At 64.9% G+C, this 16,333-nt stretch carries 15 protein-coding genes; 7 read left to right on the forward strand and 8 right to left on the reverse strand.

The window, feature by feature from the left end; genetic code table 11:
- The first annotated feature begins 79 nt into the window (after nucleotides 1–79).
- The gene (locus tag AB0L58_RS25900) at nucleotides 80–391 is read left to right on the forward strand and encodes a pyrimidine/purine nucleoside phosphorylase (RefSeq protein ID WP_364390289.1); all 312 of its coding nucleotides are present in this window, start codon (nucleotides 80–82) and stop codon (nucleotides 389–391) included.
- Nucleotides 392–403: 12 nt separating this feature from the next.
- On the opposite strand, the gene AB0L58_RS25905 is transcribed toward AB0L58_RS25900, so the two are convergent.
- From AB0L58_RS25905 to AB0L58_RS25920, 4 genes are all read right to left on the reverse strand, one after another.
- Nucleotides 404–1,282, reverse strand: a complete 879-nt coding sequence (locus tag AB0L58_RS25905; protein WP_364390290.1) for an NAD-dependent protein deacetylase — start codon at nucleotides 1,280–1,282, stop codon at nucleotides 404–406.
- A gap of 102 nt (nucleotides 1,283–1,384) precedes the next feature.
- Nucleotides 1,385–1,933: a YceI family protein gene (locus AB0L58_RS25910; protein WP_364390291.1), complete on the reverse strand. Its 549-nt coding sequence runs from the start codon at nucleotides 1,931–1,933 to the stop codon at nucleotides 1,385–1,387.
- Nucleotides 1,934–2,097: 164 nt separating this feature from the next.
- Nucleotides 2,098–3,192 carry an LLM class flavin-dependent oxidoreductase gene (locus AB0L58_RS25915; RefSeq protein ID WP_364390292.1) on the reverse strand — a complete coding sequence of 365 codons (1,095 nt, stop codon included), beginning with the start codon at nucleotides 3,190–3,192 and terminating at the stop codon, nucleotides 2,098–2,100.
- A gap of 102 nt (nucleotides 3,193–3,294) precedes the next feature.
- A complete protein-coding gene (locus AB0L58_RS25920) occupies nucleotides 3,295–3,993 on the reverse strand; it encodes a TetR/AcrR family transcriptional regulator C-terminal domain-containing protein (protein ID WP_364390293.1) in 699 nt (232 codons plus the stop codon).
- 53 nt (nucleotides 3,994–4,046) lie between these two features.
- Between AB0L58_RS25920 and AB0L58_RS25925 the strand changes: the two genes are divergently transcribed.
- Together AB0L58_RS25925 and AB0L58_RS25930 are read left to right on the forward strand one after the other, a co-directional pair.
- The gene (locus AB0L58_RS25925; protein WP_364390295.1) at nucleotides 4,047–5,504 is read left to right on the forward strand and encodes an MFS transporter; all 1,458 of its coding nucleotides are present in this window, start codon (nucleotides 4,047–4,049) and stop codon (nucleotides 5,502–5,504) included.
- A gap of 179 nt (nucleotides 5,505–5,683) precedes the next feature.
- Nucleotides 5,684–6,466, forward strand: coding sequence for a hypothetical protein (locus AB0L58_RS25930; protein WP_364390297.1), 783 nt, complete (start codon nucleotides 5,684–5,686; stop codon nucleotides 6,464–6,466).
- A 200-nt stretch (nucleotides 6,467–6,666) separates the two neighbouring features.
- Here AB0L58_RS25930 and AB0L58_RS25935 read toward each other — a convergent pair whose 3' ends face one another.
- Nucleotides 6,667–7,233, reverse strand: a complete 567-nt coding sequence (locus AB0L58_RS25935) for a TetR/AcrR family transcriptional regulator (protein WP_364390298.1) — start codon at nucleotides 7,231–7,233, stop codon at nucleotides 6,667–6,669.
- 66 nt (nucleotides 7,234–7,299) lie between these two features.
- On the opposite strand from AB0L58_RS25935, the gene AB0L58_RS25940 reads away from it, so the two are divergent.
- The gene (locus tag AB0L58_RS25940) at nucleotides 7,300–8,172 is read left to right on the forward strand and encodes an alpha/beta fold hydrolase (protein WP_364390300.1); all 873 of its coding nucleotides are present in this window, start codon (nucleotides 7,300–7,302) and stop codon (nucleotides 8,170–8,172) included.
- A gap of 5 nt (nucleotides 8,173–8,177) precedes the next feature.
- Here AB0L58_RS25940 and AB0L58_RS25945 read toward each other — a convergent pair whose 3' ends face one another.
- The gene (locus tag AB0L58_RS25945) at nucleotides 8,178–9,308 is read right to left on the reverse strand and encodes a serine hydrolase domain-containing protein (RefSeq protein ID WP_364390301.1); all 1,131 of its coding nucleotides are present in this window, start codon (nucleotides 9,306–9,308) and stop codon (nucleotides 8,178–8,180) included.
- A 124-nt stretch (nucleotides 9,309–9,432) separates the two neighbouring features.
- On the reverse strand, nucleotides 9,433–10,086 hold the full coding sequence (locus AB0L58_RS25950; protein WP_364390303.1) for an SDR family oxidoreductase: 654 nt from the start codon (nucleotides 10,084–10,086) through the stop codon (nucleotides 9,433–9,435).
- Nucleotides 10,087–10,318: 232 nt separating this feature from the next.
- Here AB0L58_RS25950 and AB0L58_RS25955 point away from each other — a divergent pair, with 232 nt between their 5' ends.
- The 3 genes from AB0L58_RS25955 (at nucleotide 10,319) to AB0L58_RS25965 (ending at nucleotide 13,948) form a co-directional block, all read left to right on the forward strand.
- Nucleotides 10,319–11,863 carry an LCP family protein gene (locus AB0L58_RS25955; RefSeq protein WP_364390305.1) on the forward strand — a complete coding sequence of 515 codons (1,545 nt, stop codon included), beginning with the start codon at nucleotides 10,319–10,321 and terminating at the stop codon, nucleotides 11,861–11,863.
- Nucleotides 11,864–11,989: 126 nt separating this feature from the next.
- Nucleotides 11,990–13,204, forward strand: coding sequence for an Ig-like domain-containing protein (locus tag AB0L58_RS25960; protein ID WP_364390306.1), 1,215 nt, complete (start codon nucleotides 11,990–11,992; stop codon nucleotides 13,202–13,204).
- Nucleotides 13,205–13,291: 87 nt separating this feature from the next.
- Nucleotides 13,292–13,948: a TetR/AcrR family transcriptional regulator gene (locus AB0L58_RS25965; RefSeq protein ID WP_364390308.1), complete on the forward strand. Its 657-nt coding sequence runs from the start codon at nucleotides 13,292–13,294 to the stop codon at nucleotides 13,946–13,948.
- A gap of 1 nt (nucleotide 13,949) precedes the next feature.
- On the opposite strand, the gene AB0L58_RS25970 is transcribed toward AB0L58_RS25965, so the two are convergent.
- The gene (locus tag AB0L58_RS25970) at nucleotides 13,950–15,980 is read right to left on the reverse strand and encodes a CocE/NonD family hydrolase (protein ID WP_364390310.1); all 2,031 of its coding nucleotides are present in this window, start codon (nucleotides 15,978–15,980) and stop codon (nucleotides 13,950–13,952) included.
- Nucleotides 15,981–16,333 lie beyond the last annotated feature (353 nt).

The following is a 16,333-nucleotide window of genomic DNA, read 5'->3' on the forward strand; positions in this document are numbered from 1 at the left end:
CCACCGGCCACCCGTCCGGGCGGTCGCCCGTGGTCACGTACGCTGACGGCTCCACCTTCTGCACCTCGGGAAAGAGATCATGACGCGGTTCGAGAACGTCAGTGTGGCCAAGAAGGCCAATGTGTACTTCGACGGCAAGTGCATCAGCCACAACATCGAGCTGGCCGATGGCACCGCGAAGTCGGTCGGCGTCATCCTGCCGTCCACCCTGACGTTCAATACCGTCGAGCCGGAGATCATGGAGCTGGTCCAGGGCGAGTGCAAAGTCACCCGGGCCGGTGAGTCCGATGCCGCGACCTACCGCGGCGGCGAATCGTTCGAGGTGCCGGGCAATAGCTCATTCGAGATCGAGGTGCTTTCGACGGTGCACTACGTGTGCCACTACGGCTGAACCGGTCAGGGCCTACGCCGTCGCACCGAGCGCTTCGGCCCGCGCCGGAGCCAGGGCATCGGCAACCGCGCCGAGCGCCTCCGCGCACCCGGCCGCCACGGTGAGCGTGGCGAGTTCATCACCTCGGGTCGGGCCGCGGTTCACGATTGCGACCGGCTTGCCCTGTTTCGCCGCAGATCGTACGAATCGCAGCCCGGACATCACCGTCAACGACGATCCCGCCACCAACAGCGCGTCCGCCGCCTCGACCATTTCGAACGCGGCGGCGACGCGCTCCTTGGGGACGTTCTCCCCGAAGTACACGATGTCCGGTTTGAGCATGCCGCCGCAGCGCACGCAATCGACCATCCGGAAACTCGCGGTATCGGCGACCACCGCATCCGCGTCGGGGGCGACCTCGACTCCGGTCGCCGTAGCCGATGCCGCGAAACCCGGATTGGCCGCCTCCAACTGCTCGGCCAAGGTCATCCGCGAAATCAGGGCCTCGCAACCGAGACACCGCACGCGCGCATAGGTCCCGTGTAGATCGATGACGCGTCGATGCCCCGCCTTCGTATGCAGCAGATCGACATTCTGGGTAATCAGTCCGGTCACAATGCCCGCCCGCTCCAACCGGGCCAATGCCCGATGCGCCGCATTCGGCCGTGACCCGTCCATGGCCCACCATCCGATATGGTTGCGCGCCCAATACCGCTGCCGAAACGCCGCATCCCCCACGAACTGCTGATACGTCATCGGCGTCCGCACCGGCGACTCCGGCCCCCGATAATCCGGAATCCCGCTGTCGGTCGATACCCCGGCGCCCGTCAGCACCGCGACCTGCCGCCCCACCAGCAGCCCACACAACCGCTCGGCAGCGGATGCGTCGGATTCGGAATTGCGAGCGGCCATGGAATTCAGAGTAAGCGCGGGGGACGGCAGCCGGCGGGTGGGGAAGCGCAGCCGCCCGGTCGATGACCCCGGGCGGCGTCGCGGGCACTACATCGGTGCCGATCAGGCCTGGAGGCCGACCTCGACCTCCAGGGTCAGGGTGATCTTGTCGCCGATCACCGCGCCGCCGTCGGGGAGCGGCATATCGATGGTGATGCCGAAGTCGCGGCGGTTGATGACGGTCTTGGCCTCGAAACCGGCGACGGGGCCCTGGCCCATCCCCGGGTTGACGCCGAGGAATTCGACATCGAGGGAAACCGGGCGGGTGGTGCCGCGGATGGTGAATTCTCCGTCGACGATGAAATCTTCGCCGTTGACGCGGAATCCGGTCGACTTGAAGGTGGCCACCGGGAAATCGGCGGCGTGGAAGAAGTCGGCAGTGCGCAGGTGGGCGTCGCGCTGATCGTTGTCGGTGGTCACCGACTCGACCCGGATCTCGGCCTCGGCCGATGCGGTGCCGTCTTCATTGACGACCAGCTTGCCGGAGAAGTCCGCGAAGCGACCGCGAACCTTGCTGACCATCAGGTGGCGCACGGTGAAGCCGAGGGTGGAGTGGGCGGGATCGATGACCCAGGTGCCTGCGGTCAGGTCCCTGGCAGTGGTGGTCGACATTGTCGGTCTCCTCATGTGATTGAGATTTCAACTACTTGGATGGGGAACGCATATTCAGTTCTGGCGTTACCGGATCGGTGCGCCGTTGCACCGGAGATCAGGTCGCTACGGCGAATTCCACTGCCGCAGGATTGATGGGGTAGACGACAGTTCGGAGAGCACGATCACCGCGCAACCTCCACAGCCTTGTCCCGAGCCGCCACCAATGACGCGTGAGTCGGCGCGTCCGGGACATGAGCCGGACGCAGTGCGTCGAACTCCTTGCGCAGCACCGGAACTACTTCCGCACCGAGCAGATCGAGTTGCTCCAGTACCGTTTTCAACGGTAGACCCGCATGGTCCATCAGAAACAGCTGTCGCTGATAGTCGCCGAAGCTTTCCCGGAATGTCATGGTCTTTTCGATGACCTGCTGCGGGCTGCCGACGGTCAGCGGCGTCTGCTCGGTGAAATCCTCGAGCGACGGTCCGTGGCCGTACACCGGCGCGTTATCGAAGTAGGGCCGGAATTCGCGCACCGCGTCCTGCGAGTTCCGGTGCATGAACACCTGTCCACCGAGGCCGACAATGGCCTGATCGGCGGAGCCGTGGCCGTAGTGCTCGAAGCGGCGCCGGTACAGCTCGATCAACCGCTGGAAGTGTTCCTTCGGCCAGAAGATATTGTTCGCGAAGAAGCCGTCACCGTAATAGGCGGCCTGCTCGGCGATTTCCGGACTGCGGATCGAACCGTGCCAGACGAACGGAGCCACACCGTCCAGCGGTCGCGGCGTTGCGGTGAACGCCTGCAACGGAGTACGGAATCGCCCCTCCCAGTCGACCACATCCTCGCGCCAAAGCCGGTGCAGCAGATGATAGTTCTCGATGGCCAGCGGGATGCCGTCGCGAATATCCTTGCCGAACCAGGGATAGACCGGACCGGTATTGCCGCGACCGAGCATCAGGTCGACGCGACCGTCGGCCAGATGCTGCAGCATGGCGAAGTCCTCGGCGATCTTCACCGGATCGTTGGTGGTGATGAGGGTCGTCGCCGTGGACAGCTGCAACCGCTCAGTCTGTGCCGCGATATAGCCGAGCATCGTGGTCGGCGACGACGGCACGAACGGTGGGTTGTGATGTTCGCCGGTGGCGAATACGTCCAGGCCGACCTCTTCGGCCTTGCGCGCGATCGCCACCATCGCCTTGATGCGCTCGTGCTCGGTCGGGGCCCGACCGGTCGTCGGGTCGACCGTCACATCGCCCACGGTGAAGATTCCGAACTGCACGCCGCCTCCTCTCGCAAAGTCTGACACCCATTTGGTGGATATGGCAACCAACAGGGCGGTGTCGTCATCTATTCCCGAGGATCCATCCGGGCCGCTACCCGATCATTTGCGCAGGCGGGATTCCAGGCCGTCCAGCATGCAGAGCAGCCCGAAATCGAAGGCCATCGCGCGGGCGGTCCGAGGCTCGGTAGGGAGCGTCTCCCGATAGTCCGCGAGCATCTCCGGATAGTCGGCGGCCAGCGTATCCATCGCATCGAGCACCATCTTCGCGTCCAAACCCTTGTCGCCGAATACCTTCTCCGCAGCGATTTCCGGGATGACCTGTCCGAGTACATAACTCATCACGGTGCCACTCGCGAGGTAGACATCGATGCCGCTGAATCCGGCGCTGATGAAGGTGCGGCGCAGCCGATCACTGAGTTCGAAGGCCTTCGGACCAACGCTCGGCATGGAGCCGATCAAGGTGGCGACCCAGGGGTGGTCGAGCATGGTGCGCCGGAAGTTGTAGGCGAAGGTCGTCGCGACCTCGCGCCACGAGGTCCGGTCCGGATCCGGAATGTGGACCAGACCCCAGATCTCGTCGAGGGTGAGTTCGAGCAATTCGTCCTTGTTCGCCACATGCCAGTAGAGACTGGTCGCTCCCGCATCGAGCTTGGCACCGAGTTTGCGCATGCTCAGTGCGCCGAGTCCCTCGGCGTCGAGCACTTCGAGTGCGGTGGCGACGATCTGCTCGCGGCGCAGTCCGGCCGCCTTCGGCTGGCGCGGCTCGCGGGTCCACACCGAGGAGAACTGCTTTGTCACACGGTCAGCATAATTCTCTCGCACACTGTTCGATTCTATCGTACAGTGTGCGAGTGGAATCGAACGTTGTACGAGATCCTCGCCGTTGGTGGATTCTGGGGGTCCTCTGTCTGTCTCTGCTGGTGCTGATGATCGATGGCACCGTGCTCAATATCGCCATTCCGTCGCTGATCCGGGAACTCGACGCGACGCCGTCGGATATCCAGTGGATCCTCGATGCCTATGTCCTCGTCTTCGCTGGACTGTTGCTCACCGCGGGCAGCCTGTCCGACCGGTTCGGGCGACGGCGCATGCTGGTGCTCGGTCTCGGACTGTTCGGCGCGGCGTCGCTCGCCGCCGTGCTGGCGACCGAGCCGTGGCAGGTGGTCGGTGCCCGCGCCCTCATGGGTGTCGGCGGTTCGCTGCTGATGCCATCGACCCTGTCCATTCTGATGACCACCTTCGCCGAGGACGAGCGGCGCAAGGCGATGGCCGCCTGGTCCACCGTCTCGATGGTCGGCATCGTCCTCGGGCCGACGTTGGGCGGCTTTCTGCTGCAGCACTATTGGTGGGGTTCGGTATTCCTGCTCAATATCCCGGTCGCGGTGCTCGCGATTGTCGCCGCGCTGGTGCTGATGCCGGAATCCACCGGCGAACAGCGGCCGGTCGACCTGGTCGGCGTGCTGCTGTCCATCATCGCGCTCACCTCGACGGTCTACGTGATCATCGAGCGCGACTGGAATATCCCGATGATCGGACTCGCTGTGGTCACGGGACTGGCATTCGTGTTCTGGGAGAGCCGGTCGGCGCATCCGATGCTGCCGCTTGCGGTGTTCCGCAATCGCGACTTCACCGGCACCTGCTGCACACTGCTGCTGATGGTGTTCGGCATGGGCGCGATCATGCTGATGCTCACCCAGTACCTGCAGTTCGTACTCGGCTACGGGCCGATGAAGGCGGGGCTGGCGCTGCTGCCATATGCGGTCGCCGCCGCGGTATGCAACGGTCTCGGTGCCACGCTGGGTAAGAAGCTCAGCAATAAGACGCTCATCGTCGCCGGTCTGCTCGTGATGGGCGGGGCATTCGCGATCCTGGCCGTCGGTACCGGATATTTCGCGGTCCTGGCCAGCATGCTGGTCATGGGGATCGGCGGCGGTCTGGCGGGTCCGGCCGCGTATGCCGCGATCATGAGCGCCATTCCGCTGGCGCATGCGGGCGTCGGCTCGGCCATGAACGACACCCTGCAGCAGGTCGGCATGGCGATCAGCATCGCGATACTCGGTAGCGTACTGGCCGGTGTGTTCACCGCGCACATGCCCGATGACGCACCCGAGGCCGCGCGTGAATCCATCGGCGCCGCATTCCAACTCGGATATATCGAGCCGGCCAAGGAAGCGTTCACCGACGCCATGTCGACCGGCGCCTGGATCAGCGCGGGCTTCAGTATCGCCGCCGCCCTCCTCGGGCTGGCCCTGCTGCGCACGCGTCCCGCGCCGCAGCTCGACACGCCGAAGGAAGTAACCGTGTCATAGCTGACATCGATTTTTCGTTCCGAATCTGCTCGCCTCGCACCGCAGGCTCGGCTAGGCTCCCCTCGACCTCCTTGCCGCGCATACGACTACATTGCACGGGGAGCATCCCGAGCAGCAGAGTCGAGTCTGCGCGGGCGTTTTCGAAAAGCGAATAACGTGATGACGGAATGGAATACCGAATGAAGCTTTGCGATAGCACTGCGGCGGCGATCCTTGTCATCGGTGCCGTGACCCTGGGCGCCGGAGTCTCACATGCCGAGCCGGCGCGGCAGGACATCACCTACTCGGTCAAACTGGTCGACAAGACCGTTGTTGCCAGCGTGCGCGGCGGCACCTTCACCCTGTCCAAGGCAGCGGAGAGCGAACTCGAGGCGGGCGGCGACGGGCGACTGGCCGACAAGGACGGCACGCTGGTCGACAAAGACGGCAAGGCCGCCGATATCGCAGATGTGGTCGATGTCGTCGATCTTGCCGATCCCGACGGCCACGTCGTCCTGACGCTGCCACTGCGGTTCCGGGTCGCCGATACCGATATCCCGGTCAAGCCGTCGCTCGACAAGGACGGCACGGTACTGGAGCTGGCGCCGCAGATGCCCGCCGGACTCGACATCTCCCAGCCACTGGCCGTCAAGCCGGTGGCATCGCTGACCGAAAACCAGCGCGCCCGTAATGAATTCGCCACCCAGTTCGGTCTGGCCACGGCGGTCGGCGGCTTCGTCGGAACCGCCATCGGCGCGGTCGTCGGATGTGTCGCCACCATTGTCGCCGGATGTATCGCGGGCTTGGTCACCGGCGCGACCCTCGGCGGGATCATCGGCACAATTGCGGTGGGCGGGCCGGTCCTGATCGCCTCCGGCGTGGATTACGTCAATACGATGATGGCTCCGGATGGCACCACCCGGTTCGCGGATAAGACGACGACCCTCCAGCCCGCGGCGACCACTCCTGCCGCACCGAGGTAGTTCTGCCGAGCCGGGTCGGGTTGCGGCGGCCCTGGGCACTGCTCGCCGCAACAGACTCGGCGCACGAAATGCGGCGATGCCGAGACGAGTCAGTGGTCGCTCCGGCCTTGCCGCTGGCCGCCGCAGGCTCGCGTGCACAAGGTGGGTGGGCCATGCCGAGCCGAGTCGAGTGGTCGCTCGCCGACCAACATTCGACTCGGCTATACCCGGTCGCCGGCCATCTGAAAAGCCAGCGACTGTCCCGCCGCGCGTAACGGTTCGGTGGAGTGCAGGGTGCGGCTCAGAATGAACGCGCCCTCGAGTGCGCTCAACAGCGCGAAGCCGAATCGGCGTGCCTCGGCGGGGTCCAGTCCGCGACGGGTGAAGTAGTCGGTGCATTCGCGCACCCATAAATTGACGACCTCGGCCGCGACCTCACGCAACGCCGGCTCGCTGTCCGCGATTTCACCCGCGATCGTGACGACCGGGCACATATTGACCCACCCGGCCCGCTCCATCTGTTCGGCCGCTTCGGCGAAGGCGGCGGGCACCGCCGCGCGCAGGTCCTCGTGCGGATCGAATAGTAGTGGCAGCAACTGGATGTAGGCCGCACCCGCCGCACGTAGCGCCTCGGCGGCGATCTGCTGCTTGCCTTCCGGAAAATGGTGGTACAGCGAACCCATCGGCGCCTGCGCCAGCTCGCTCACCTGCTTGACGGTCGTGACGCCGTAGCCCTGACGGCGCATCAGCTCGGCCATAGCGGTCCGGATCCGCTCCCTGGTTGACATCGCTGCATCCACGCCGTAAGACTAGAGCATACGCTCTAGAGCGACTACTCTAGCGGAGGTTCGCCGATGCCAACTGTCGAAATAGCCGCCGGTCGAATCGACTACGTCGAACGCGGCGCGGGACCCGCGGTGGTGCTACTACACGGGTTGCTGATGAACCACACCCAGTGGGATCAGGTAATCGGCTTGCTGCCCAACGGCTTTCGCTATGTACTGCCCGACCTGCCGCTCGGCGCGCACGCGACACCGATGCATCCCGACGCCGATCTGTCACTGCGCGGACTGAACCGGATCATCGCCGATTTCCTCAGCGCACTGGATCTGCGCGATGTCACACTGGTGCACAGCGACTGGGGTGGCGGACTGTTCCTCACCGCATACGGTCTGGATGAGCGCGTCGGCCGGATCATCGCACTCCCCTGCGAGGCGTTCGACAACTTCCCGCCGGGCCTGCCGGGGAAGATGGTCGCCATCGCGGCAGCGCTGCCCGGCGGCATTCCGTTCGCCCTGCGGCAGTTGCGAATTCGCTGGCTACGCAATTCGCCGCTGATGATGGGCTGGATGGCACGCAGGCCGCTGCCCGACGCTCTCGTACACGACTGGACCGAGCCCGCATTGCGCGATAAGGCGATTCGGCGGGATCTGCTGAAGTATGCGAAGTCCGGTTTCCCGAAGCCCGAACTCGTCGCGAATACCGAGGCGCTGCGACGGTTTTCCGGCGACGCACTGATCCTGTGGTCATCCGCGGGCAAGGTCATGCCGCGCGCGCACGGCCGCAAGCTGGCCGAATTGCTTCCGAAGGGCCGATTGGTCGAAATCGACGACGCCTACGTCCTGTCCATGCTCGACCGTCCGGAAGCCGTGGCCGCGGCCATGTCGCCCTTCCTGACCGGCGCGAACGCATCGGCGGTAGCGCGCAACCGCACGCCGGAGCACTGACGCGCTCACCCGCAGAAAGCCGCGTCTACCAGGTCATCCATGATGGGCTTGTAGCCGAAGCCGAACAGGGGTGGGAGTTGGTTGAGGCTGATGGTTATCGACCGGGTGGGGGTGTAGCCGCCGAAGACGAAGAAACCGTCCATGGCGCCGCCGTGGCTCCAGATATCGATACCGCAGGAGTTGATACGGCGGAAGATGCCGAGGCCGACCTCACTGGGTAGCGCCGGGTCCATGGTCTGGATGGTGTGCAGCATTTCGGCGAGTTCGGATGGGCGAAGCAGTTTTCCGTCGAGCAGGTCACTGAAGAAGCGGTTCAGGTCGGCGCCGGTGGAGATGAGCGCGCCATCGGCCAGGCCCCAGCCAGGGTCGATATCGGTGATGTCGACCCGGATGCCGTTGACGATCTGATATGCGCGCGGGTGTGGACCGCGAATCACGTTCTCCCCTGGAAATGCGGGCCAGTAGGTGTCGTGCAGTTCCAACGGAATCAGGATCCGATTGGTCACCTCGACCGCTACCGACCGTCCCGTGACCTGCTCGATCAGCTTTCCGGCCAGCAGGTAATCGGTATTGGAGTAGCCGAACCTCGAACCGGGCGGGAACCGCGCGGGCGTATCCAGGCTGAGTCGGATCAGCTCATCCGGGGTTCGGTACTGCTGCAATGCCTCGGGAGACCCGAGGTTCAAGTGAACGAGATAGTCCGGAATACCGCTGGTGTGCTGCAGCAGATTACGGACGGTGATCAGATTCCCGTCGCCGCCGGGACCGCGCACCACACCGGGCAGATAGCGCTCGACCGGATCGTCGAGCTGAATTCGCCCCTCCCCCACCAACTGCAGCACCACGGCCGCCACGAATGTCTTGGTATTGCTCGCGATCCGGACCTGCGCGTCATCCGGAAACGCGGCGCCGGTCACAATATCGCCGACACCGCTGTTGATCTGAGTCGCGTCGCCGTTGGCGGTGACGATCAGCTGCGCACCTGGAACGGTAGCCAGACGGACCAGGTCATCCAGCCGGGCCTGCAGCCCGTAAAGGCGTACCGGGACCGGTTGGGCCGAGGTCGCCCCGATAGTCGTCAGCACCGAAATCATCAGTGCGGCAACTAAAGCCGTCGTTACCTTGAAGTACCGCATCCGTCCTCCTTCGCCACGGCCCTTGGCCGATACTTCGGTGCAGACGGTGCTGGCCGCATGGGTTCCCTTCGGCGCGAAGGAGACTGCGGCGCGGGCGCGTCGTCGGTCGGTGTGTCCGCGCGGATCAGCCGCTGTAGGACACATGCGGTGTCCAGTCGTCGAGGGGACGGACGGCGGCGGCGTGCAATGCCGCGGCGACCCGCTCCCGAGTGAATGCCCCCTCCCCGAGCACTCCATTGATCTGCACCGCGACGGCACGGAAACCCTCGGGTGCCAGAGTGGTGTCCAAGCTGGTGACGAGATTGCGCGCCGCCGCCTTCTGCACGCCGAGCGAGGCCGCCTGATTCCATGGTCTATCCGCGGCCGCGCTCCCCGTGACGAGCACGCGCGCACCCTCGGCGAACAACGGCCGCGCGGCCTGCACGGCGGGCAGCAGCGCCGCGGCGCCGATCGTGAAGTCCTCGATCAGCTCCGCGACCGTCAACCGCAACGGATCCGCCTCCCGGAAGATGCTCGGGTTGAAGTGCAGCACATCGATCCGTCCGTGCCGCTCGCCCACCTCGGTCACCACACGAGTGATATCGGCGGGATCCGCCAGATCAACACCGACGCCTTCGGCATCGAAACCTTCGCCCAGCAATTCCTTCGCCAACGGTTCCGCCTCGGCAACCAGGCGACAAGCCAGCACCACTACATATCCGTCGCGCGCGAAAAGACGGCCGACAGACAACCCGATGCCGGGACCGGCACCGAGGACGAGCAGTACGGGAGCAGTCATGTATACGAGACTAGATCGTCAAATCTGCGCAGGTCACAATGTCCGATTCTTGCCTGCCCGGAACGGAGTCGGTAACACTGGAAAGGTTGAGCAAACCCCTTCGAGTGACCTGCAAGCAGTCACTGGCGAGTGCAACCAGTCGGTAACGGGCATGACCCGGACGTGCGCTGTGTCGAATGACTCGAGATGAAAGCTGAGGCGGCGAGAATGATCCGGCACCTAGGCCGCCGCCATGGATGACGACACCGTCGAGATCCCCAGAATCAGCGAGCCCAGCCGCGCCAGACACCGACGAGCAACAACCGAACCCCATCGCGGGCGCAAAGCAGCCAAGATCACGGCGCGGGTCCTGACAGCGCTGGCCGCGCTCGCCGTGCTGTCCGGCACCGGATTCGCCTGGTCGGCCAAGAACGAATTCGATAGCGGCTTCACCCATACCGACGCGATCGGCAAGGACGCGCCGCACTCACTCGGCGGCGACCTGAATATCCTGCTGATCGGCCTTGACACCCGCAAGGATCTCGACGGCAAGGATTTGCCCAAGGAAATCCTGGACCAGCTGCACGCCGGCGACGGTGACAACGGTGGCTACAACGCGAATTCCCTCATCCTGCTGCATATTCCTGCGGATATGCACAAAATCGTGGCCTTCTCCATCCCGCGCGACGACTACGTCGCGGTCTCCGGCATTCCGGGCTACGACCACGCCAAGATCAAGGAGGCCTACGGGCTGAAGAAGGCCGCCACCGAGACAAAACTGGAAAACTCGGGCATGAAGGACAAGGTGGCCCTGGAGCGGGCGGGCCGCGAGGCGGGACGGGCATCCATTGTGCAGACGGTGCGCAACCTGGTCGGCGTCCCCATCGACCGCTTCGCCGAAATCTCACTCGTCGGCTTCTACGACCTGGCCGATAAGCTCGGCGGCGTCGATGTCTGTCTCAACCACGCAGTCGACGACAGCTACTACTCCGGCGCCGTCTTCCCCGCGGGTCCGCAGCACCTCGATGCCGCCAACGCGCTGTCGTTCGTACGCCAACGCCACGGATTGGAGAACGGCGACCTCGACCGCACCCACCGCCAGCAGGCCTTCCTCACCTCGGTCGCCAAATCGCTGAAGGACACCGGCACGCTGACCAACTTGAGCAAACTCTCCGGACTCATGGACGTGGCGCACCGCGATATCGTGCTGTCCGACGGCTGGAACCTGCTCGACTTCGCCCGCGACCTCGGCGCGGCCGGCTCGATTTCGGTCGAATTCCGGACGCTGCCAGTGCTGCGCTACGACAATATCGACGGTCAGGACGTCAATATCGTCGATCCGGCGGCCATCAAGAAGGAAGTGCGCGCCGCCTTCGGTATCGAAACCGCGCCGACCACCTCGACACGCAACCCGACCAGCATCGTCGATGTCAACAATGCAAGCGGATACACCGGCCGGGCCGCTCAGCTCTCCGCCGCACTCACCAAGCGCGGCTATCCGGCGGGCACCTTGGCCACCAGTACCCGCACCAACGGCGTGACCTCCACCATCACCTACGGCACCGGTACCGAGGCCGATGCCACGCAGTTGGGCGAGCTCCTCGGCCTCACGCCGAGCGCATCACCGAATGTCGAACCCGGCCACATCGCCGTGGTCGTCGGCAGCGATTTCACCATGCCGACCGAACTCGTGCCGACCACCGGCGCGACCCCGACCACCACCTCCGCCGTGCCCGCACCCGATGCGGGCAAGCCGGTCGCGACCACAATCGGCAGCAGCGTGCCCTGCGTCAACTGATGCCGGGTATCCGCGCAGGTCACACCCGCAGCGGCGAAGTAGGCCCGAAATGGCCGGTAAACTACGGCACGGGCCAGTACGTCGCAGGTGCACCGCAGGGAACGCACGGCGCAACACAGGAGAGTCATGTCGAGTCGCCGCTTCCGCTGGAGAGCAGCTGCGGGTTTTGCATTGGTGATGACGTTGCTTATCGCCGGATGTTCCTCGAAGTCGGAAGCTCCGACTACCAAGGCCGGACCGCCGCCGCCCGCGATCGTCATCACTCCCGGCGGCGGCAATAATGTCGACCCGCTCGCGCCGGTCGAGGTGACCGCGAACGACGGCATGCTGACCTCGGTGTCGCTGACCAATGAGGCAGGCCGCTCGATCGAGGGAATCTATACCCCGGACAAGACGGTATGGAAGCCCTCCGAACCGCTCGGTTACGGGCACACCTACACGATCAGCGCCGAAAGTCTCACCATTACCGGTCGCGTCGGGCCGACCACCTCGACCTTCAGCACGCTGGCGCCGAACAACCAGACCAAGGTCTATCTGACCACCACCGGCGGCACCCCGCTGGCCGACGGCGGCACCTTCGGTGTCGGCACCGTGGTCGTCGCACACTTCGACGAGGATGTTCCGGATAAGGCCGTCGCGGAGAAGCGACTCTCGGTGACAACCAATCCGCCGGTCGAGGGTTCCTGGTATTGGCTCGACAAGCGCAACGCGCACTGGCGGCCGCAGCAGTACTTCGCACCGGGCACCAAGGTGACCGTCGCGGCGAATATCTACGGCGCGGATCTCGGCGGCGGTCTCTACGGCCAGGAAGACAGCAAGACCACCTTCACCATCGGCCCGTCACACGTCTCCATCGCCGACGACAACACCAAACAGGTACAGGTCTTCGAGAACGGCAACCTGATCCGCACCATGCCGACCTCGATGGGGATGGGTGGCAGCGAGGTCATCGCGGGTAAGACGCTGACCTTCTGGACCCAGCCGGGCATCTACACCGTGATGGACAAGGGCAATCCGGTGATCATGGACTCCTCCACCTACGGCCTGCCGGTCAATTCCCGGCTCGGCTACAAGGAGGCCATCGGCTGGGCCACCCGTATCAGCACCGACGGCATCTATCTGCACCAGCTCGATTCCACGGTCTGGGCGCAGGGCAGCCAGAACCTCTCGCACGGCTGTCTGAACCTGAGTGGCGCGAATGCCCAGTGGTTCTACAACTTCGCGATTCCGGGCGATGTGGTTGAGGTCCGCAATACCGGCGGCGCACCGCTGCAGGTCTGGCAGAACGGGGACTGGGGCGTGTCGTGGGATGAGTGGGTCCAGGGCAGCGCGCTGCACTGAGCCTTTGCAGCGCACAGCGCTGAGCTTCTGTGGGCCACACCGGAATTTCCGGGCGAAAGTGTCCGGTGTGGCAGAATCGTCGGCATTATGACCGTCTTGACCAGCGCTTCTCCGGACCGATTGCCACGCGGGCCGCATCGCTTGACCCGAGACGAGGTCGTGACGTCACAGCGCGAGCGGCTATTTCTCGCCGCATTGGAGGCGGTCGCCGAACTCGGCTACGGCCCGACCACCATCACCGATATCGTCGGCCGGGCCAGGGTGGCCCGGCGCACGTTCTACGGGCTGTTCGAGAGCAAAGAGGAATGCTTCACCGCCGCTTTCGATTTCGCGGTCGATGTCATCACCCGTGAACTCGACCGGGTGGTCGCGGAGTCCGGTGCGGACACCTTCGTCGAGTTGGTGCGCACGACACTGCAGACATATCTGGAATTCCTGGCCGCCGAGCCTGCCGCAGCGCGTGCGCTGCATATCGAAACCCTTGCCGCCGGACCGGGACTCATCGCCCGCCGGGCCCGCACGCACCGCATGTTCGGCTACCGCATGGTGGCCGCGGCCCGAATCGGCGTGCGCGCGGGCGAAGTTCGCGCCGAACCCGATCCCGGACTGATCGATGTGCTGCTCGGCGGCATCGACGATCGAGTCCGGGCCACCTTGATCGAATCCGGGCCGCAGGAGCTACCGGCCTTGGCGCCCACACTGACTCGCGCCGCGTTGGTCTTGCTCGGCTCGGGCCCGGCCTGATTCACCAGCCCGGCTCACCGTCGACCGGAATGTTCACCCAGCTCGGCTGATTCGGGTCCAGCTCGAGGTGTTGCGGCCGCAACCCGCTCTCATTCAGCAAGGGGCGCAACGGAAGACTGCTCGGGAAGTTTCCGGCGAAGATGTCGACGCGCAGCCGGTGACCGGACTGCAGTACGCCGTCGGTGGCGAACATGCCGATATCGATGACCGTCGGCTGGCCGGGCACGATCGGTTCGCGGGTGTCCAGGGTCAGGTAGGGGTAGGGGTCGGTGTAGTCGCCGTTCGCCGAGCGGGTGGACTTGCTCTCGTCGACCGCGCGCAGGGACGCGGTGCGCTGACCGTGCGTCCATTGGGTCGAACGTCCGTCCGGCGCAACATCGTTCAGGGTCACGGTCCAGTAGCCGTCGGTGGTATCGAGGACCGTGTCGAGGTGTATCGCGATCGGGCCGGAGATCTGCGTCGGTACGGCGACCGGCGCGCTGGTGAAGGTCAAACCGTTGGTCTCGGCGATCCTCGAATCTTTCGTGCAGATATCCGGGAGCGGCAGGATGCCCGCCGTGCCCTGTGCACCGTCACGCGAGCAGAGCGTGGTCAGGCCGGGCGCGATCGAAACCCGCGCGGGACCGCCCGGAGCGACGGTGAGGCTGCCGTCGTAGGCGCTGCCCGGTGCGGTGCCCGAGGCCGCCGCATTCAGATACATACGGCGGTAATCCATATCGGGCCGCGGGAAGGCCGAGGTGTGGGTCCAGCCGCCACCCTGCTGCCACAGGGTGACCTGGTCGTAGTCATCGATGCCGTTGTCGATGCCCTTGAGCCACTTGTCGAACCATGCGCGCTGCAAGACATCCAGGGCCGCCGGACCGCCGGCATCACCCATGCCCGAGCCGGTGGTGATGTGATAGTTGTTGTCCATCACCAGTTTCTTCTGGCTGTCCGGTACCTCGATCGCGTTGTAGACCCGCGGTGAGGAGTAGGCGAAGATGTCCTGCCAACCGCCGTAGACGAAGGTCGGCACGTCGATGCGATCGGGATGGCCGATCCAGGCGGTGCGCAACGGACTTCGATCGTCGAGCACCGAATGCATCTCGGGCGGAATCTGATCCATGCTCTGCGTGCCCAGCGCCATGATGATCATATTGAAGAAGGTGAACGGATCACGGACCCGGTCCGCCAGCCAGGTCCAGTCGAACTTGCCTGCCAGCATGGACACCACATCGGGAATCAGTTTGGAACCGTCGACGGCGAGCAGCCATTCCGGAATGAACCCGATACCGAGGGCGCCACCGGGCGCGGCCACATCGCGAATCAGGTCGCTGCCCGGCACGATCGGGAAGATCGCCCGCAGCGCGGCGGGTCTGCGCTCCGCGGTCTGCAACTGGTTGATCGCCGAATAGGAGATGCCGCTCATCCCGATCTTGCCGTTGGACCAGGGCTGCGCCGCCGCCCAGTCGACGACCTCGACGCCGTCCTGCTGCTCGCGCTCACCGAAAACCTGCCAGGTGCCCTGGGAGAAGCCGGTGCCGCGCACGTCGACGACCACCTGGGTGTAGCCGCTCTGCACCAGTTTGCGATCCACGGCGAAGGTGCGCGCGGTGCCGCCCGCCAATGCCTGGGCCAGATCACTGATCCCGCTCAGGCCGTAGGCGGAGAGATCGAAGCTGTGCAGTGCCTGCATCAGCGGCTCCGCCAAGCCGGGGATCGCCAACACCGAGTCGGCGATATTCGCCACCAGCTTGGTGTAGGGCGTGAGATTCACGATGGTCGGCGTCGGCTCGACGATCGGCTGGCCGGACGCATCGGCCGGGTGGTACACATTCGCCTTCAACACCGTGCCGTCACTCATGGTGATCGGGACATCCCAATCGATGTAGACGTTCGGATACTGTTGTGGCCCTTGATGAATCGCGGTGAGCTGCGCATCGAGGCCCAGGGTGGCCTTGGTCGGCGCGGCCGCGACAACGGCTCCGGCAAACACGGTGAAGGTGGCTATCGCGGCGGCCACTGCCTTAATCGGACGTCGACGTCGGATCATGTTTGCCAAACCCTCCCGGCAATGAGGAACTACCCCGTTCCCATCAACGAGTGGGTACAGTAACGTGCATCACCGTTGGCACGCAACCATGACTCGCACCAGCGTCCTGTACAGCACACCTCGGCGTGCGGACCAGTGTTAAGTTGTCAGGCATTCTCCCGAACCGGCTGCGCGGCAAGCGGACCCACATCAAGCAAGCGCGATATCCGATCGCTGGTACAGCGGGACGAATACGCTGGTGCGGTGGCGGCGCTTCGTGATGGTCCACGGCCGACCGGGCGCGGTCATGGCCGCCGGCTCCACATAGGTCGGACTCGCGCCGAGGCAGATATGGCGACCGCCGCCGAACCAGA

Origin of the sequence: Nocardia sp. NPDC052112 (assembly GCF_040680135.1) — a bacterium.
In the GTDB taxonomy this organism is placed as follows: Bacteria; Actinomycetota; Actinomycetes; order Mycobacteriales; family Mycobacteriaceae; genus Nocardia.

Bases quoted from the DNA above. Each gene is read 5' to 3' on its own strand.
- AB0L58_RS25900 (WP_364390289.1), top strand. From the start codon at position 80: ATGACGCGGTTCGAGAACGTCAGTGTGGCCAAGAAGGCCAATGTGTAC.
- AB0L58_RS25905 (WP_364390290.1), bottom strand. From the start codon at position 1,282: ATGGCCGCTCGCAATTCCGAATCCGACGCATCCGCTGCCGAGCGGTTG.
- AB0L58_RS25910 (WP_364390291.1), bottom strand. From the start codon at position 1,933: ATGTCGACCACCACTGCCAGGGACCTGACCGCAGGCACCTGGGTCATC.
- AB0L58_RS25930 (WP_364390297.1), top strand. From the start codon at position 5,684: ATGAAGCTTTGCGATAGCACTGCGGCGGCGATCCTTGTCATCGGTGCC.
- AB0L58_RS25935 (WP_364390298.1), bottom strand. From the start codon at position 7,233: ATGTCAACCAGGGAGCGGATCCGGACCGCTATGGCCGAGCTGATGCGC.
- AB0L58_RS25940 (WP_364390300.1), top strand. From the start codon at position 7,300: ATGCCAACTGTCGAAATAGCCGCCGGTCGAATCGACTACGTCGAACGC.
- AB0L58_RS25945 (WP_364390301.1), bottom strand. From the start codon at position 9,308: ATGCGGTACTTCAAGGTAACGACGGCTTTAGTTGCCGCACTGATGATT.
- AB0L58_RS25950 (WP_364390303.1), bottom strand. From the start codon at position 10,086: ATGACTGCTCCCGTACTGCTCGTCCTCGGTGCCGGTCCCGGCATCGGG.
- AB0L58_RS25955 (WP_364390305.1), top strand. From the start codon at position 10,319: ATGGATGACGACACCGTCGAGATCCCCAGAATCAGCGAGCCCAGCCGC.
- AB0L58_RS25960 (WP_364390306.1), top strand. From the start codon at position 11,990: ATGTCGAGTCGCCGCTTCCGCTGGAGAGCAGCTGCGGGTTTTGCATTG.
- AB0L58_RS25965 (WP_364390308.1), top strand. From the start codon at position 13,292: ATGACCGTCTTGACCAGCGCTTCTCCGGACCGATTGCCACGCGGGCCG.
- AB0L58_RS25970 (WP_364390310.1), bottom strand. From the start codon at position 15,980: ATGATCCGACGTCGACGTCCGATTAAGGCAGTGGCCGCCGCGATAGCC.